18 protein-coding genes are annotated in these 17593 nt (G+C 32.8%); 15 read left to right on the top strand and 3 right to left on the bottom strand.

Annotated features, from left to right (window positions below; all coding sequences use genetic code 11):
• Positions 1 to 42 precede the first annotated feature (42 nt).
• From IGJ55_RS14940 to IGJ55_RS14895, 10 genes are all read left to right on the top strand, one after another.
• Positions 43 to 948: a polymorphic toxin type 44 domain-containing protein gene (locus IGJ55_RS14940; protein WP_207121612.1), complete on the top strand. Its 906-nt coding sequence runs from the start codon at positions 43 to 45 to the stop codon at positions 946 to 948.
• Positions 948 to 1466, top strand: a complete 519-nt coding sequence (locus IGJ55_RS14935) for a hypothetical protein (protein WP_430606749.1) — start codon at positions 948 to 950, stop codon at positions 1464 to 1466. The genes IGJ55_RS14940 and IGJ55_RS14935 overlap by 1 nt, the downstream gene beginning before the upstream one ends.
• Positions 1467 to 1925: 459 nt before the next feature.
• A complete protein-coding gene (locus IGJ55_RS14930) occupies positions 1926 to 2444 on the top strand; it encodes a hypothetical protein (protein WP_207121610.1) in 519 nt (172 codons plus the stop codon).
• A 498-nt stretch (positions 2445 to 2942) separates the two neighbouring features.
• A complete protein-coding gene (locus IGJ55_RS14925) occupies positions 2943 to 3383 on the top strand; it encodes a hypothetical protein (protein ID WP_207121609.1) in 441 nt (146 codons plus the stop codon).
• Positions 3384 to 3445: 62 nt separating this feature from the next.
• Entirely contained in the window at positions 3446 to 3913 is a 468-nt protein-coding gene (locus IGJ55_RS14920; protein WP_207121608.1) for a hypothetical protein, read from the top strand.
• Between the two features lie 12 nt (positions 3914 to 3925).
• Positions 3926 to 4165, top strand: coding sequence for a hypothetical protein (locus IGJ55_RS14915; protein WP_207121607.1), 240 nt, complete (start codon positions 3926 to 3928; stop codon positions 4163 to 4165).
• Between the two features lie 879 nt (positions 4166 to 5044).
• A complete protein-coding gene (locus IGJ55_RS14910) occupies positions 5045 to 5542 on the top strand; it encodes a hypothetical protein (RefSeq protein WP_207121605.1) in 498 nt (165 codons plus the stop codon).
• 5 nt (positions 5543 to 5547) lie between these two features.
• Positions 5548 to 6906 carry a PTS cellobiose transporter subunit IIC gene (celB, locus tag IGJ55_RS14905; protein ID WP_069640242.1) on the top strand — a complete coding sequence of 453 codons (1359 nt, stop codon included), beginning with the start codon at positions 5548 to 5550 and terminating at the stop codon, positions 6904 to 6906.
• A 122-nt stretch (positions 6907 to 7028) separates the two neighbouring features.
• Positions 7029 to 7763, top strand: a complete 735-nt coding sequence (locus tag IGJ55_RS14900; protein WP_430606748.1) for a GntR family transcriptional regulator — start codon at positions 7029 to 7031, stop codon at positions 7761 to 7763.
• Positions 7764 to 8352: 589 nt separating this feature from the next.
• Positions 8353 to 9333 carry an aldo/keto reductase gene (locus tag IGJ55_RS14895; RefSeq protein ID WP_069640240.1) on the top strand — a complete coding sequence of 327 codons (981 nt, stop codon included), beginning with the start codon at positions 8353 to 8355 and terminating at the stop codon, positions 9331 to 9333.
• A 247-nt stretch (positions 9334 to 9580) separates the two neighbouring features.
• On the opposite strand, the gene IGJ55_RS14890 is transcribed toward IGJ55_RS14895, so the two are convergent.
• Both IGJ55_RS14890 and IGJ55_RS14885 read right to left on the bottom strand, forming a co-directional pair.
• Positions 9581 to 10381 carry an MBL fold metallo-hydrolase gene (locus tag IGJ55_RS14890; protein ID WP_430606747.1) on the bottom strand — a complete coding sequence of 267 codons (801 nt, stop codon included), beginning with the start codon at positions 10379 to 10381 and terminating at the stop codon, positions 9581 to 9583.
• Positions 10382 to 10403: 22 nt separating this feature from the next.
• On the bottom strand, positions 10404 to 10721 hold the full coding sequence (locus IGJ55_RS14885; protein WP_430606746.1) for a carboxymuconolactone decarboxylase family protein: 318 nt from the start codon (positions 10719 to 10721) through the stop codon (positions 10404 to 10406).
• 124 nt (positions 10722 to 10845) lie between these two features.
• Between IGJ55_RS14885 and IGJ55_RS14880 the strand changes: the two genes are divergently transcribed.
• Positions 10846 to 11238 (top strand): MerR family transcriptional regulator, encoded by a 393-nt coding sequence (locus tag IGJ55_RS14880; protein ID WP_430606745.1) that lies wholly within the window; start codon positions 10846 to 10848, stop codon positions 11236 to 11238.
• 22 nt (positions 11239 to 11260) lie between these two features.
• Positions 11261 to 12154, top strand: coding sequence for a MurR/RpiR family transcriptional regulator (locus IGJ55_RS14875; protein WP_430606744.1), 894 nt, complete (start codon positions 11261 to 11263; stop codon positions 12152 to 12154).
• A 60-nt stretch (positions 12155 to 12214) separates the two neighbouring features.
• On the opposite strand, the gene IGJ55_RS14870 is transcribed toward IGJ55_RS14875, so the two are convergent.
• The gene (locus IGJ55_RS14870; RefSeq protein WP_430606743.1) at positions 12215 to 12811 is read right to left on the bottom strand and encodes a histidine phosphatase family protein; all 597 of its coding nucleotides are present in this window, start codon (positions 12809 to 12811) and stop codon (positions 12215 to 12217) included.
• A 250-nt stretch (positions 12812 to 13061) separates the two neighbouring features.
• Here IGJ55_RS14870 and IGJ55_RS14865 point away from each other — a divergent pair, with 250 nt between their 5' ends.
• The 3 genes from IGJ55_RS14865 to IGJ55_RS14855 all read left to right on the top strand — a co-directional run bounded on the left by IGJ55_RS14865 (position 13062) and on the right by IGJ55_RS14855 (position 17015).
• The gene (locus IGJ55_RS14865; protein WP_430606742.1) at positions 13062 to 13157 is read left to right on the top strand and encodes a PTS transporter subunit EIIB; all 96 of its coding nucleotides are present in this window, start codon (positions 13062 to 13064) and stop codon (positions 13155 to 13157) included.
• A 316-nt stretch (positions 13158 to 13473) separates the two neighbouring features.
• On the top strand, positions 13474 to 16161 hold the full coding sequence (locus tag IGJ55_RS14860) for an N-6 DNA methylase (RefSeq protein WP_430606741.1): 2688 nt from the start codon (positions 13474 to 13476) through the stop codon (positions 16159 to 16161).
• Between the two features lie 242 nt (positions 16162 to 16403).
• On the top strand, positions 16404 to 17015 hold the full coding sequence (locus IGJ55_RS14855) for a hypothetical protein (protein WP_430606740.1): 612 nt from the start codon (positions 16404 to 16406) through the stop codon (positions 17013 to 17015).
• Positions 17016 to 17593 lie beyond the last annotated feature (578 nt).

Here is a 17593-nt window from a genome sequence, read left to right as displayed (position 1 = left end):
CGGGATGCGAAAAGACCTCGACCAGATTTAGAAAGACGTTCGATGAACGCTTATGAGGCCATGCAAAAGCGAAAAGAAAAACTGGAGAAATTACGGACATACAGTGCTCAGTCAACAAGCTTCTTTAGTGAATACACTTCTTCTCAACAAGAATTGAACAATGGTATTGCGCAAGTTAAGGATTGTAAGGCATGGAATGCCTCTACAGGGACATTTGACCTCAAGAAATTGGATATGAGCTGGGCGAAACCAATCAATGAACGTTGGAAACGAAGTCCAATTTATCTAGATAAACAAATTGAAGCTATTCTAAATAGTTCTGATTCAGATGCTGTTAAAACAGCAAAAATAGTTAAAGCATATGAAGATTATTTGTATGAATTGAATAAAGTTGCACTGAATGAATACAATAATACTAGAAAAAAATATGGGGATGAATGGTTCTCTAAAGACCCGAAAATGAAAGATATTATTGATGATATTGAACAACGATTATCAAACTATCTTATACAATCAGGAGTTGATATCAAAGCTGTAGTTAGGGACATGGGAAACGATATACTAAAAGCAAACGGGACAAAAGATGGTATGTCACCGTTAGATTATCTTTATTTTGCAAGTATTGTTGATACAGGAGCACCACTTGACTTGAAAACAAGAGCTTATAGTGAAGATTATGATTTTTCTATATGGTCACGAAACTGGACAGGTGACATGTCAGGAGATTATCTAGGTAATTATCTTTTTGGCTATTTTGGTCAAGGCTTTTTAATGTTTGATGGTTCTGTACTGAAATTAAGTGCTGGTGCCGCACAAGCTTGGTCTGATAAAGATATAGCTAAATGGCTAAAAAACATGAAAGCAGGTAATTTTGGAGATAATCCGAATGATGCACAATATATTGAAGATGGGATAAAAGACTATAAAAATCAAAAGGGGATTAATTAATGTACCTCTATCGAAAGAGACTGTATAAATATGTATTCATAGTATTTGCGATGGTAGTCGTACTTTTTAGTTTCTTAGTTTTTATAAACTATACTAAAATATTTGCAGGGTTGGGATATAAAACGCTCAATCCTAAACAGGAAATAACAGTAGAGGTTAAACCAAAAGTTGAACAAGTAGATTACAATTCAACACTCAGAATTATAAATAAAGATGGTCTTAAGCTGAAGTTTAGTACAGGGAGTGATGGAGAACTCTGGCACGACTTATCAACAGATACTTTTTATAATACTGTTACTAAACTGAAAACAACAAGGGTAATCGTTGATAATGAAATGATAAAAAAAAATTCACCAGTAGATAAAACTGATGGTGTTAGTTTTGATGATAACAATTTTATAATGGAATTCAAAGGGGAAAAAACGTTTGATGTCACTAACAATAAGAATTACACTATAAAAATAGAAAATGTATCAAAGCATTCAGGAAAAATCGAGATATTTGTAGAGAATACTTGAGCCATTATTCAACCTTATAGTAAACATAATCCCAATTGATCCAAACAGCATAGTAGTTTTAGAATTGGTGGAGTATCTTTGTGAAGTTAAAATGGTCTAGATAGAGAGAGCGTAGGTGCTTGTTCTTCCCTAATAAAAGCAGTAGACACTTGCTAGGACAGATTCACCTATTAATACGATGAAGGTGAATTAGTGTATCCAACACAAAAACCACTTTATATTATATCTATGCAGAGAAGTTTGTCTCTGATCAATTGCGGGAACTTGTGGCTATATTGGACAAGGGTTTGATGATCCTGTACTGAAATTAAGGGCAGGTGCCGCACAAGCTTGGTCTGATAAAGATATAGCTAAATGGTTAGAAAACATGAAAAAAGGTAATTTTGGAGACAATCCAAACGATGCACAATACATTGAAGATGGGATAAAAGATTATAAAAACCGAAAGGGGAGTAATTAATGTACCCCTATAGAAAGAGGCTATATACATACTTACTCATAGTATTTGCGATAGTAGCTTTACTTTTTAGTTTTTTAGTTTTTATAAACTACACCAAAATATTCGCAGGATTGGGCTATAAAACACTCAATCCAGGACAAGAGATAGTGCTAAAAGTTGAACCGAAAGTAAAGCAAGTGGATTACGATTCCGTACTTAGAATTGAGAATAAAGATGGTATTAAGTTAAAGTTTAGTACAGAATACGATAAAGAACTCTGGCATGATTTAACAACAGATATATTTTATGATACAGTAACGAAACAAAAAACAGAATTTGTTACTGTTAACGGTGAGGTTGTTGAAAAAAAAGCTCCCATAAACAAAAACGATGGTGTGAGTTTCGACAATAATCACTTTGTAATTGAGTTTAAAGGGGAAAAAACGTTTGATGTCACTAACAATAAGAATTACACTATAAAAATAGAAAATGTATCAAACTATTCTGGAAAAGTATATGTATCTGTAGAAAACACTTAGCTAGTTATTTAACCTGTCGATTCAGATAACTAAAGCATTTTATCAATTTTACGATTGGTGAGCTAGATTTGTGAAATTAAAAATAGTCTAGATAAAGATGGATTATAGATACGTGTTTTCTTCTTAGCATAACAGCAGTTGATACTTTCTAGGGCTGATTTACTTATTAATATGATGAGGTTAAACTAGCGTATTCATCTCAAAAACAACTATATATTATATTCATGAAGATCAATCATCTTAATCAGTGGTTGGTCTATTTTTATATCTAAAGGAGTGAGCAAATGTTTAAAACAAAAAAGAGTCGTTACATCACGAAGGGAGTGAACGAACAAGCACCAAAAGAAATCGATTAATAAAATCATATGGCATCAAAACTGAATAAAATAATTACAGCAATTATCTTGAGATTATGGGTAGTTGCTATTTTTTATTTAATTTAGAAGGTTAAAATCGTTCAATTTTTTGTTACTATAGATGTAAAGGAGTGTGGTATGGTTGAGTACAGATTATCCAGTAACAATAAAAGAGTTTTTTCAATGGTTAGATGATGGTGGGTTTAATCAGTTTGGAATTCATCTGAGTGAAAATACAAATCCAGAAGGATATGGAGTAAGAAGAGTTGGTTCACAACTTGAACTATTTTATTCTGAAAGAGGTCAGGTATATCCAGAAAAAAAGTTTAATACTGAGAAAGAACTAGTTGGCTACTTAGCTGCAAAATTAGAGAAAAGTAATTGGGCTAGAACCCATTGTATTTCTGCTACAGAGAACAAGAATACCTCAGAAGTATTAGCTAAAGAACTGAATAAAATGAACATTAAATTTGATCAGGAAGAGCTACCATATTCCAATGATGGAAGAATGTTTTACAGAACAATGGTGTACGGGACTGATATCAAGAAGGTAGAACATCTAAAACAGAAATACTATAATTAACATAATAAAATATCGGAAATATTATCAAGAAGAAAACGTAAATTGGGCATAGGAGTAATGTAATGACAAAAACATTTGAAGATGAATTTATGGAATGGCAAGCAGATATGGTTGATATCGCTAAAGAATTTATTGAAGATCGAGCAGAAAAAATTTACTTATATGGTTCTATTGAAAATGGGGGGTATTCCTTTAATTTATTCTTTCAAATCCATGGTCGAATTGTAACCATGAATAAAGTCAATTCTGCAATAATTGAAGGGGAAAAAGAATATGATATATCTTCCGATAGAAAATGGGCTGTTCTGCGAATAGGGACTGAAGACTTACAAAAAATAGAAGAAGTTTGCAAGAAATATGAACAACCAGTACCGACACAATTCAAATTGTATTATGATGTGCATGAAAATAGTTTGAAAGCTAAATACCAGTATGATCCTATGTATTCTAATACTGATGACCTTCATAGTTCTGACATCTTTATGTCATGGTATGAAGAAGTAAAACAAGAAACAGAGGGAGAAAAGTAGAAGAGGAAGAAAATGATGAATAATAAACAAATGTTTTACGTGATAGTATTAAACGTAATCACTTTTTTCTTACTCGTTTCATGTAAAAATTCTGAGAGCATTAAAGGAACTGGGCACGTACAAAATGACTCTGGTGAAATTTCAGAAATGATAATCACGGATACGACAATGACCGTAAATGATGTGAAGCTAGAAGTCAATCAAATCACTTCAGGTACGACTGAGGGGAAAAATATTTTGAAATGGAAATAGAGAGAGTAGGGAGAGTGCATATTATTTTCCCAGAAAAAAAGATGATACCATTGCTATTATGATTATTCCTAATACTAAAGAACCTTATTTACGCTATGCAATGAACAGAGAGAAACAACCTGATTATTCCAAATATGATGAAAAATATGTGAAGTAATATCTATTTGAATCATTAGATAAGTTCTATAGAAGAGTTGTTTTTTTCAAGTAACCAAAATTCTGTCATACGGTATGGCATATGTGTTGAACCAAACATCATACATTATAGGGAGTATTCAAGAAAATTTTACCTAAGAAACTAATAATCATTTTGAAGAACGCAGGGGTCTACAAGATTTACTTAGCTGTTTTTCGATGATATTATGAGGAAGTTTTTTACGTCAACATGTTTTCTTAACCAAAAATATTTACTCAAGTGACTAATTGTATTTTATCAAAAACAACTATATATTATATCTACGAAGATCAATCATCTTAAATGGTGATTGGTCTATTTTTGTGTTTCAAGGAGGGAAATAAAATGTTTGATAACAAAGAAAATCGTTACATCATGAAGGGAGTGAATGAACATTTCAACGGGATTGTTAGTATCTGATTGCTCAAAAAAGAAAGGACGTAGGATTACTTACTAATTTTAATTTCTAACTAAGTATTATTCATCCTAATCATCTAAAATTGTCATTTCTATTTTTTAAAATAGCATTCTGTATTCAAATTTTTTCAAAAAGAATGCGTTTACATATTTGCGATAATGTGTTACTCTTTACTTGTTCGAACAAGTAAGGTTGCTAGTAACTCTAAAAGAAGTAATGATACAAAAATGCTTTATTATTAGAGGAGGCGTGAGGACTTCATTAAACGTAAAAGGAAGGAAAGGAAATGAAAAATATATCAGCTGAAACAGAATTAACTAAACAATCTAAGCTAAAAAGCATCTCTTTCAATCGCTTTCTACTATTTCGCTACATTACTGCAATGTTTTTCTTTATCAATTTATATTGGAGTATATTGTTTTTTTCAGCTTTGAGTATCTGGATTATTCTCCCTTTGTTGCTAATTGTAATTGATATCGCTATCATAATTGAACAGACTATTAAATATTGGCATCCGTCTAATCATTTATTCATTACTAAAACGGGATATGCTGTACAGATATTTAGTAATTTGTTAGGAATTATAATAATCCTAACAGGGCAGCAACAGTTACTCTTTCCGTTTATCAATAATGAAGGACGCGGATTGTTACTTGCAAGTCTTGTTGTGGGGTGTCTAGTTGGTATTGTTGTCGAATGGCGTGTTTGGCAAATTGAACAGAATAAAGATGCTTATTTAAGACATATGGAAATTTTTGAAAATAATGTAAAAAAAGAAAGGTGATAAACATGGATTCAGAAAACAAACTATTTAAATTTTTGAATAACTATTTAATGGGACCTATGGGGAAAATCTCACAGTTTAGAATTGTTCGTGGCGTTATGGCTGCTGGGATGGCCTCGATTCCATTTACAATCGTAGGATCAATGTTTCTGATTATTGCTGTTTTACCGCAGAGCTTTCCGGTGTTAAAAGGAATATGGGAAGTTTCGTTTGAGCGAGTTGAGAGCTTGTATATGCTTGCTAATATGGCAACTATGGGGATTTTGGCACTTTATTTTTGTATCGTTTTCGGCTACGAGTATACAAAAATTCAAGCACAAGAAGAAAAACTCAATCTAAATCCTATGAATGGGGCATTGTTATCTATGATGGCTTACTTCATGTGTTTACCGGAATTGATTTTTGATGGTGGCGTTGCTACATTGGTGAATGTTGTGACTGATGATAAAAAAATTATTGATGGTTGGGAAATGTCAGGTGGTGTGACACGACTAGGGACAACAGGAATTTTTACTGCAATTATTATGTCGATCATTGCTGTTAAAATTTATGCTTTATGTGTGAAGCGTAAATGGGTGATCAAAATGCCTGAAACTGTACCAACAGGTGTTTCAAATTCTTTTACAGCTCTTATTCCAACTGTGATGGTTGCATTGACTGTTATTATTATTAATGGCATCCTAGTTGCTCTTGGAACAGATATATTTAAAATGATTGCTATTCCATTTGGTTTTGTAACAAATTTGACCAATACCTGGGTTGGATTATTGGTTATATATTTCTTGATGCATGCACTTTGGATAGTCGGAATTCATGGTGCAACAATCGTTACGTCATTTTTAACACCGATTGTTTTATCAAATATGGTTCAAAATCAAAATGGAGCGAATCTTCCTTTTGCGGGTGAATTTAACAATAGTTTTGTAACGATTGGCGGTTCAGGGGCAACTCTTGGAATGGTTATCTTCATCACGTTTTTTGCCAAATCAGCTCAATTAGGTGCTTTAGGTAAAGCAGCGGTTGTACCATCATTGTTTAATATTAATGAGCCAATTTTATTTGGGATGCCAGTTGTCTACAATCCATATACAGCGATTCCGTTTTTCTTAGCACCAATGAGTTCAATGTCAGTAGCCTATTTTGCAATAAAATTCGGTATGGTCAATCCACCTATAGCTCAAGTTGCGTGGCCAACACCACTTGGCTTGTCAGGATTTATTGGTTCAGGTGGCGATTGGAGAGCTTTTGTATTAGCGATCGTCTGTGCGGCCGTGGCATTTATAATTTGGTTTCCATTTATTAAATTTTATGATAGAAAATTGTACCAAGATGAACAAGCAAACGCTACTGTAGAAAATGTATAGCACCGAAGTAAACAAAGAAGTTGCTGAAAGAATATAAGTAAGAGGTATTGCTTTAATAAGTTGGTATAAGATAAATAATAAGCTACTATTCGTTAGGCATAATAAAAAAGGAGTGTCTAAAGATGCAAAGCAAGAATTCATTTGATATTAAATCATTAGTCAAAGAGATGATTGATGAAATACAAGAGGGTAAATTGGCAGATGAAAATAGAAAGTTACCAAGTGAACAAAAATTGATGACTTATTATGGTGTTTCGCGTTATACGCTCCGACAAGCTTTGGCGCAGCTTGGTGATATGGGGGTTATTTATCAAGCTCAAGGTATTGGTTCTTTTATACGTCCAGAACGCCATGAAAAAGTACTGAACTTACAAAATAACATTGGAATAACGGAAGAAATGGCACGACCTGGGCGGACGATCAAGACTATAGAAGCTAGTCGTAGGATTGTGAATGTGACAGCAGCAGATTTCTTACCTAAAAATAGTACATTGTCTCCGGATGTTCAATTGATTGAGGTTAACCGCTTGAGGACACTGGATGATAAGCCATACTTAGCCGAAAAATCTTACTTTTTACAGTCAATTATTCAAGAAATTCCAGAAGAATATTTGTATGATTCAGTTTTTAACTATTTTGAACAGGATAAAAACATAAAAATAGGCTTTATTGACAAAGTCATTAGTAGTGAGGCACTTTCTGAGCCTGGTGCAAGTTTTTTTGAATTACCTATAGGTGCTCCAACATTGGTGGTCAGAGATGACACATTTTTAAGTTCAGGAAAGCTATTAGCATTTTCAAAAATTTGTTATGATTATCGAAAAGCCGAGTTATTTATGTTTAAAAAAACATACTGATTTAAAAAGTTCAGCTGAGCTACTGGTTTTATGAGTAAATAAAGCTGATTTTGAACATTTTAGGTTCAAAGTCAGCTTTTTAAAAGTGTAGCAGATTTTTTTGGAATATCATTTCAGGTGCATGGAATATAAGTTGGAGCAGCTTCTATTGAGCAGTATATAGAGAAAGCAGCTCAATTTACCAAAAATTTATGAAGAGCGCGTACCAAGATGGTTAACAAGCCAGCATCAGGAGTTAAGGGAGCTTATAAAGACGGAGAATAGGTCTTTATTGCTCCAGACGAAACGAATGTATCTTTTGGAAAATAATAACCTTCAAAAGGAAGTTAGTTTAAGTGGGGCAATTTAGAGTTAATGGTGTTTAAAAAAATTGAAAAAATATCTGTAAAATTCGGGACAACAGTTTATGAAGAGGATAGAGGTGCGTAACGAAAGTTAAAACGAGTTCGCATTGCTTTAGTTCATAGTTGTTCACATATCCTTTAGTTTAACTTTCTTTACACTAAGTTCATATAAACCTTGTGTTAAAGTGTACTTTAAGTTGTATAATAAAATATAGAACGAGTATAAAATTGAGAGGATGATAAAGATGGAGTATGCAAAATTAGGGAATACGGGACTAGACGTTTCAAGAATCTGTTTAGGTGCAATGAGCTTTGGAGACCCTAAAAACTGGATTCATAAATGGGTACTTGAAGAGGAAGAAAGTAGACCGCTGATTCAAAGAGCGCTAGAACTGGGCATCAACTTTTTTGATACTGCAAATGTTTATTCTTTAGGTAGAAGTGAAGAAATTTTAGGTAAAGCGCTGAAGGACTACGCAAATCGAGATGAAATTGTGCTAGCAACAAAAGTTCACCAAAAAATGTTTGATGGCCCAAATGGTCAAGGATTATCAAGAAAAGCCATTATGTCTCAAATAGATCAGAGTTTGAAACGTTTGCAAACAGAGTATGTCGATTTGTATATCATCCATCGTTGGGATCCATTTACGCCTATTGAAGAAACAATGGAAGCATTAAATGATGTTATCAAAGCTGGAAAGGCAAGATATATTGGAGCTTCTGCGATGTACGCTTATCAATTTCAAAAGGCAAATCATGTAGCAGAAAAAAATGGTTGGGCAAAATTTGTCTCTATGCAAAACCATTTGAATTTGATTTATCGTGAAGAAGAACGCGAAATGATTCCCTATTGTCTTTCTGAGAAAATTGCGCTTACACCCTATAGTCCAATGGCATCAGGGCGATTAATTAGAAGTGCTACAGAAGCAACCAAACGAAGTACCACTGATGATGCACAAAAAGCTAAATATGATGAAACAGCTGCTAAAGATCAGATAATTATAGAGCGTGTTGCTGAATTGGCTGCCAAATATGAGACAAATAAAGTGAATATTGCCTTAGGATGGTTACTACAAAAAAATCCAGTAGTTGCACCCGTCATTGGGGCAACTAAAATGAATCATATTGAAACAGCGGTGGGTGCCGTAGATTTTAAATTAAGCCCAGATGATGTTCTTTATTTAGAAGAACCTTATATCCCTCACAAAGTAGTAGGACACGTTTAAAAATGAGGATGGGATAGAAGTGTTTAACCCCGAGAACCACGTTGGTACTGTGCAACATCAACTCATTCCTTGCTGTGTTTTACAGCAATTTCAGCTTATTTCCGAAGCCTTCAAATCTTAGTGCTTTAGCATTTAGAATTTGATGTGATCGAAGCGAAGCGTAGTGGTTGCTTCTGCGTCCACTGTTTATTTGGATTCTAAGTGATTGAGTTGTAATTCGTAGAGTTATGACCCAATCACATTTTTTTTATTTTCCTAAAATAAAACGATCTCCAGCAGCTATTATCTGGATTCTTTCAGGATTATTTACTCTATGAAGCAGATCATCTGGATTTCCATTGAAAACATTCATATGAGGAGCATCAACTGTTCCCCAATGAGATAAAAGTAAAGCAGCATTTGGATAAGTATTTGCAAGTTTAATCGCATTATCTAAGCCAATATGCCATTCATTATCAGAGAAATCAAAGAGAATCGCATCGGGTTCTGGCATTTCTAAATGGGATGGTAATAGCTTGGAATCTCCAGGAATCCATAAGGTTCCATCAGGTGTTTCAATCCAAAACCCACAAAAGTCCTCTAGTTTAAAGACACGATCATATTTTTTACTTTCGTTCTGCCATAAATGATCAGCAGGGGTTAAAGTTATTTTTAAAGGTCCCTCCTCAAAAGAAGCCTGTATTTCATGACCAAATGCTTCAAACATCATTTTTTCTTTGACTAATTCTGCTACATATTTAGGTGCATGGAGAGTGTTTGTTAGCGGTAGCAATTTTTTCAGAGTTGCTATACTAAAATGATCATTGTCAGAATGGGTGATAAGAATACTATCTAAATGTGGTACTTGCTCTGTTTTTATTGGCATTTCAATTAACAAAGGCAAATCAAATCCCTCTAAAACTGGATCGACCATCATGCAATAGCCTCTGCTATTTAAAAATATACCTGAATTTCCTAGCCATCGGATTTCAGTATGATGACTTTCTTGAAAGGCTTCTGCGCCAAACGGAATTGTTTTTGGTGGTGTCGCTTGCGGTTGTTCGTTCATTATTTTCTCCTTTTCAAGATAATTATTTTTCATAAACATTTTTAGCAATAGTAAAAGCTGACCAAGCTTTAGGCCATCCAATATAAAAGGCAAGATGAGTAATGATTTCTGCCATTTCTTCTTGCGTAACGCCATTTTCTTTTGCTTTTCCCATGTGAAACACTAACTGTTCAAAATTACCGCCAGAAATTAATGCTGTAATCGTAATCATTGAGCGATCACGTGGATTCAATTCATCTTCTCTTGACCAAACTTGTCCAAATAAAATATCATCATTTAGTTCAGCAAATTTTGGTGCAAACTCACCGAGTTGGTCACGTCCTGCTGTATTTTTTTCCATGTTGCTAACCTCCTATTTTAACCTCTGTTTAAAGTATACACCTTAAAGTGTACTTTAAATCAAGAAAAATACTGGTAAGATAGAATGAACAACTATTTAAATGACAGAAGAGGAATTGATTACTATGAATATTTCAGAAGTTGCAGCAAAATATGATATGACACCTGCTACGATTCGCTACTATGAGAGTCAAGGGTTAATGCCGGCCATAACACGTAATCAATCAGGAACTAGAGATTTTCAAGAAGAAGATTTAATTTGGGTTGAATTCATTAAATGCATGAGGGATTCGGGGTTGTCTATTCATTCTCTTTCAAAATATTCAGAGTTATATCAAATTGGGGAACAAACATTAGTGCAAAGAAAAGAGATTTTGGTGGAGGAATATCAAAAACTTTTAGAGAAGCAAGCGTTGATTAATGGAACTGTAGCGAAATTAGAAAAGAAAATCGAGAATTACGATGTTAAAATCAAACAGTATGAGGAAGCAATAAGTACAGAAAAAGAACTAGGTTAGTTTAAACTGGAGGGAAATAAAAATGTATCTTTTTCAAAGAATTGAGGAAGCAGTTTTTAAACAAAATGATGCCAGACGAGTGATTGGCGAATTTATTCTTGAAAATCGTGACCAATTAAAATCTTACTCAATGGAAGAGATTGCCAAGAAAACCTTTACGTCTGAGCCAACCTTAGTTCGATTTGCGAAATATTTTGGCTATTCTGGTTGGAAAGAGTTCATGTATGCTTTTACTCATGAAGTAGCCTATCACGACGAGAATGCGTATTTAGATATTGATTTTAATTTTCCATTTTCAGCGCAACACGATACGTTAGAAATCATTGAAAGTATTGCTACATTAAAAATTCAGAGTAACAAAGATACAGTTTCTTTGATAGCAGCAGAAGATCTTAATAAAGCTGCCGAACTTATTCATTGTGCAAATAGTGTTGTGATTTATGGAACTAGTCCGAATTATTATTACGGTGAACTCATCAAAAGAAACTTATTATCTATTCAAAAGAAAGCAATCATGGCCAATTCCGGTGAAAGTGGTATTATCACACAAACATTGAATAATAAAGATTGTGCAATTATGATTTCTTATTCAGGAAGTAATTTTCAGTACAACCCAACTAGTAATATAAAATTATTAATGAAAAATTCTGTACCAATCATTAGTATTACAAGCGGCGGTGAAAACTATTTGAGGGATTACTCAGATGTTGTACTTAATATTTCTAGTAAAGAAAAATTATATTCCAAGATAGCCAATTTTGCGACACAGGAATCCATTCTATTGATTCTGGATGCTTTATTCGCAAAAGTATTTTCACTTGATTATGAAGTCAATAAAAGGAATAAAATTACAAATTCGAAATTATTAGAGTCTAAAAGACAAGCTACCTTTAAAGAGTTTTCTGAAAAATTTTAAACATAAAAAAGCACTTGGAGATTTTCGGCCAAGTGCTTTTTAACTATTTTCATGACCAGACTAAAGAATACTTTTTTTACTTGTTGGGTCAATGATATTAATGAGTTCAAAATGATATTTTTCATAAGTGTAAATAAAAATGGCACAGTTTGGAAAATGAATAGGAATTTTTCTATCAGAATGCTTCCAAATAGAGTTTAAAAAGTAAAAACACGAACCATTGTGCGATATTGCCAAAACCTTTTGATGATCTTCCTTATCCATAATCGAATGAAGTGTTTTAAGCATTCTATTTTGAACGTCAAAAGCTTTTTCGCCTCCAAATTGTTCATAGAAAGTTTCAAAATTGTGGGGACCTTTTGGCTGTAGCTCCGAACTTTCTCCCTCAAATCGTTCAAAATTCATTTCTTTCAACCCTTTTTTTCGTTGATAAAAGTGATTGCTGTTTGTAATGATTTCCAATGTATCGCAAGCACGCTCTTGGGTTGATGAGTAATAATGATCGAAGTCAATTTGATTCTCTTGAAAAAAAGTTGCCGCTTGTTGTGCTTGTTTTTTTCCTTTGTTTGTTAATGGAGAGTCACATGCACCTTGGACTTTTCCCAGTACATTAAAAAGAGTTTCTCCATGACGCATGAGATATAACTGTTTTTTCATTTTTACACCTCCTCAAGCTCATTATAAATCTTAAAGCGAGCTTTAAGTCAATCATTTTATTTAAAAATTCAAAGGAATATGAAATAGATTTCAATAATTTTAACTTTTTTCTCTTTTTTTCGGAATATATTTCGAGATGTTTTGAAACTATTGGTAACGCTATCAATAAATGATAAAGTTCGATTAGAAACAAGAGTTGGATAATCGGTTAATTCAAAATAGGTGCTTGTTACATTGAAGGGAGAAAGCCATGAGTAAAAAATATGAAAAGTTAGCCCAAGACATTGTTGAGGCGTTAGGCGGAAAGGAAAATATTATAGATGCTTATCATTGTCAAATAATTTAATATTATTTGGAGGTTTTAAATCAATTTAGATTTAAGAAAATATCATTCACTTCCGATACGCAGAACCGTATCATAAATTGGGGTATTTTTTACTTATTAACAAAAAGTTGCTGACTTGTTAGCGAATAAAAGATGGGGTATATCGCAAGTAACTTGATTACTATTCAAAAAGTCTCATACTTAGCTATTTGTTATAGAACTCTGAAACAAGGATAAATAAAGGGCGGAAGTAGAGAGGAAGATAATTGGTGATAAAGAAAAAAACGACAGATTATGGTATGATAACTCCAATGAAGTGAATTTTGGAGGGATTAAATTGAGCGAAGAGTTATATCAAAAAAAATCTCTAGAAAATATGATTACAATTGGAGAATATAAGTACTTAAATATAGGAAACACGACTTTCCAGGACCTAAGCCGATCAAACATCATAAAGAATAAAGTGAAAAAGGAATTTCTAAAAAAGAAACCAGATGGTCTCATTTTATCAGGTATAAAAGAACCCTATCAAATTAAAGCAATTATTGAATATAAAGATCCGAAAGAGCTAAAAACAAACAAACAAAAAACGGATGCGATTAGACAAGTTTCAGAGTATTGTTGGGCGACTCAAACACATCTGGGCGCTATTACAAACGGTTCCTCATTTTATTGGTTTAATATCGCCTCAGAAGATTTAATTCACGATGAAACGTTTAGCTCTGATGTCTATGAGGAACTAAACGTCAACAGAATTATTGATTCGAAGGGTGATGCTATCATTACCGACGATTTTACAAGTGACCGTGCTTCACAATTAACTGTAATTGAGATAATTAAGTCAATTACAGTTGCCTCGTCTGTCTTGGATTCTGAAAAAGTCATGACTGATCCAACGGCATTAGCCAAAAAAGTATGGCAATCTATTTGGCTAGCTACTGGAGATGATCCTAAAAAATGTTTAATGACCTTTACTGAAATATTCATGTACAAGTATCTTAGTGATTTGGAAGTAATCAAAGAGAACGATGAAGGGATTGAAATATCCTTTGAAGATACATACCAAAAAGGTGAGAAACATTGTTTGAAATTTTACCAAAATACGGTTAGAACAAGAATAAAAGAACTATTTCCAGTGGGAGAGGATCATACTTCAATTATCAATGGGCTTAGTTTAAAAGCTGACAATAATCAAGACAAGTTATTTTTTGATATATTAACACAGTTCAGGGCATTTGGAAGTTTGAAGGGCGTTTCTATTGAATTTAAGTCTAGTCTCTTTGAAGAATTTTTAAAAGGCACAAATGGGATAAAACTAATGGCACAATTTTTTACACCAAGAAATATTGTGCGTTCTATTACTGAAATGGCACAAGTAACCAAGCTGACTCAAGATCAGTCTGTATGTGATCCAGCCTGTGGTGTTGGTGGATTTATTCAAGAAACAATGATAAAGCGTGGAATTGAAAATGAGTTCAATTTTGAGAAGGATAATTTTTCTTCTTTATTAAGATACAGCGGCTACGATCTTGATCCTGAAACAATCACTCTTGCAAAAGCTTCATTGACTGTTCTATTATCGAACTATATAGCAGAAGCTAGTGAAATAAATTATTCATTAAAAAAGATATCAAGATACTTAAATGAAGTATTCAAAAGTTTTCATTCAAGTAGTATTGGTTCGTTAAGTAATATTAAGAAAGAATATGATTTAATCCTATCAAATCCACCTTATGTTAGAAAAGGGCTAAGTGTATATCATAGCTATATTCATTCTAATACCTCTTTAAACGAGTATTATAATGTGTCAGCTAGCAGCAAAGAAGGATTATTTTTGGTAAATATTGTAAAATCCTTAAAAAATGGGGGAAAGGCATTTGTGATTTTGCCGGATGGTTTTTTCCATACTAAAAGTGACAGAAACTTGCGAAATTTCGTTATAGAGGAATGTATAATTGACGGGATCATATCGTTACCGTCTAGGACTTTTTATACTACCCCAAAAAAGACCTATATCTTATGTTTAACAAAAAAGAATGCGAAAAGGATCAAGCAAACGAACAAAGTGTTTAATTACATTGTTACGGATGTTGGCGAAAGCTTAGATGCAAATAGAGTGAATACTAGCTTGCATGATTTGAATACTTTGGAAATAGAATATAAAAAGTTTTATTTTGACAAAGACAACTATAAAGCAGATAAGCCACAAATTTTTTTGAAAGATATAAATTATTACAAAGAAAACAACCTGTGGATGTCGGACATGTTGATAAGTAAAGAGATCAGAAAAGAGCTGAATTTGGAAGTTGAAGATGTTGTCACATCTTATGAGGATTTAGAAACAGAATTAGAAGATATCTCAAGTACAATAACCCAAATGCTTGAGGAGTTGAAAGCGTTGGATAAAAAAGCAGAACTATTTGAGCATTACAATTTTGTTGATATTTCATTAAATGAGAAGGATTTTGAATTTTCTTCTAAGAATCTCGGATTAAAGCAGAAAGAATATATTCCTATGAGGAGAGAAAAAGGAATTCCAGTGTATACTGCGGCTGCTAAACCGGTAGCTTTCTTTGATGCTGTAGAGAGTAAAAAAAGATTTCCAAAAGCGTTATTTGATGCTACTGAAAAAGAGATGTTTATTTCAGTAGCGACAGATGGAGATGGTACTGCAGGAACCAATATTATTTTGCATAAAACGCCATTTTATCTGAATACAAGTAGGTTAGCTTTTAAAGTTTTAAATAAAAATATAAAAACAGAGTATGTTTATTATGCAATAAAAGATATAAAAAAAAGGTTTGGATTTGGGTACACTATCAAATCAAATAGAGACAATCTGATATCTTATATTGAAATTCAGATACCTATTAACGAGGCTGGTGAATACTCTAAAGAAAACCAAACTCAAATCATTAATAATATGAGAGAAAGAGAAACAATATTACTCTCTTTGAACGAGCTGTATGATAAATTTAATCATTTGATCAAATTCGGGAAATTTTCATCAATGAACAATATTTAACAGTTTGAGAAGGTCTATAATCAAACGAAAATACTTTACGAGTATTGATCAATGTTCTGAAAATATTGTGTTAGATTAAGTGTATTACTATTGCGAGTATGAAATACGTGAACTTAGACTGCTGGTAAATCCTATTTTAGGATTAATGCCAGCAGTTTTTCTTAAATATCATCCCCTAACGATACATGGAACTGTATCATAAATAGGGCTAGTATTAAGAATTTTGGAGTAGGAGTTAATAGATGAATGATAGAGAAAAAATTTTAAAAGAGTTTACACGACCTAGAAACTGGAGTATAAGAGATGAAATAGCCAAAATTCAGGTCTTAAAATATAAGGAGAACCTTACAGCAGAGAATCATGTTCAACAAGTTAAAAGATCTATACAAGAGTGGATAATAAAAGAAAAACCGAACAAACTGATGATTGCTGATAATCTTCCGATACTCGTTTCTGATATGAACAAAGAGGAAGTAAAAAAAGAGATCATGAAAAGGTCCGGCGAGAAAGAGAAATATCACTATCTCTGGGTTTCATTTCGAGATAATGGAATGATCGTGACGATTGGAAGAACTTCATTTTCTAAAAAATCTGGTTACGGTGATTTGTTTGATCCGTTTGATATCTTTCGTACTGGAACCCAAAAATTAATAGTAAAGTTTCTGATTGATTCTGAAGAGGCCAAAAAAGAAATGGAACGAATAAACGCTAAAATGAATTCCTTTACTACGTATGTTTTAATAATTCCTGTAAATTCTGATGAGTCAAAAATTGTCAATAATTTAGAGCGACAGTTAGGTGAATATTTGATAAAGCGATACCCTGTTTTCAATTATTATTCGCATAATTGGTAATCATGCGAATTTTAAAGTACAACGTTATTACATAAAAAGGAACAGAAAGAAAGCCGTTATTATTTATAACCAGCCTCTATCAAAAACGGTAATGTTACGTTCAGTTATAAATGGGGTATTCAGTACTTGGAGAATGTAACATGCTGTTAATTACTGGCGATGATCAATAAGGGATCTTTGAAGGCACTTGTTTGAGTGTCTTTTTTTATGCTAGAAGAATTTCTACGACTAATTTATTATCAATAATTTTAAAAAAAATAAAATAATTTGACGAAAGCTAAAAATTTCCTATGTTATAATTTTATTGACTCATTTTATAACAAAGAGCATAGTATTTGGTTCTTACTAAATTATTGCTAAAGTAATTAATGTGTTAGAGACAGCTCCGTAACAAGTGATAGTTGAAAATATAGAATAAGGATAAAGTTAGAAATTAAGTAGTACTGGCGAAATGGGATGAACTTTTTTTGGTAAAAATGGAAAAAGAGCGTAGTCAAAAGCTGATACTAGAGCGTAACGAAGTCCTTGAAAAATAAAATCAGATTTTCAACTAAATAATCGAGTAGAAACCTAAATTT

The organism is Enterococcus sp. AZ170 (assembly GCF_050545135.1).
Lineage (GTDB): Bacteria > Bacillota > Bacilli > Lactobacillales > Enterococcaceae > Enterococcus_L > Enterococcus_L ureilyticus.
This window is presented reverse-complemented; position numbering and strand designations above follow the sequence as displayed.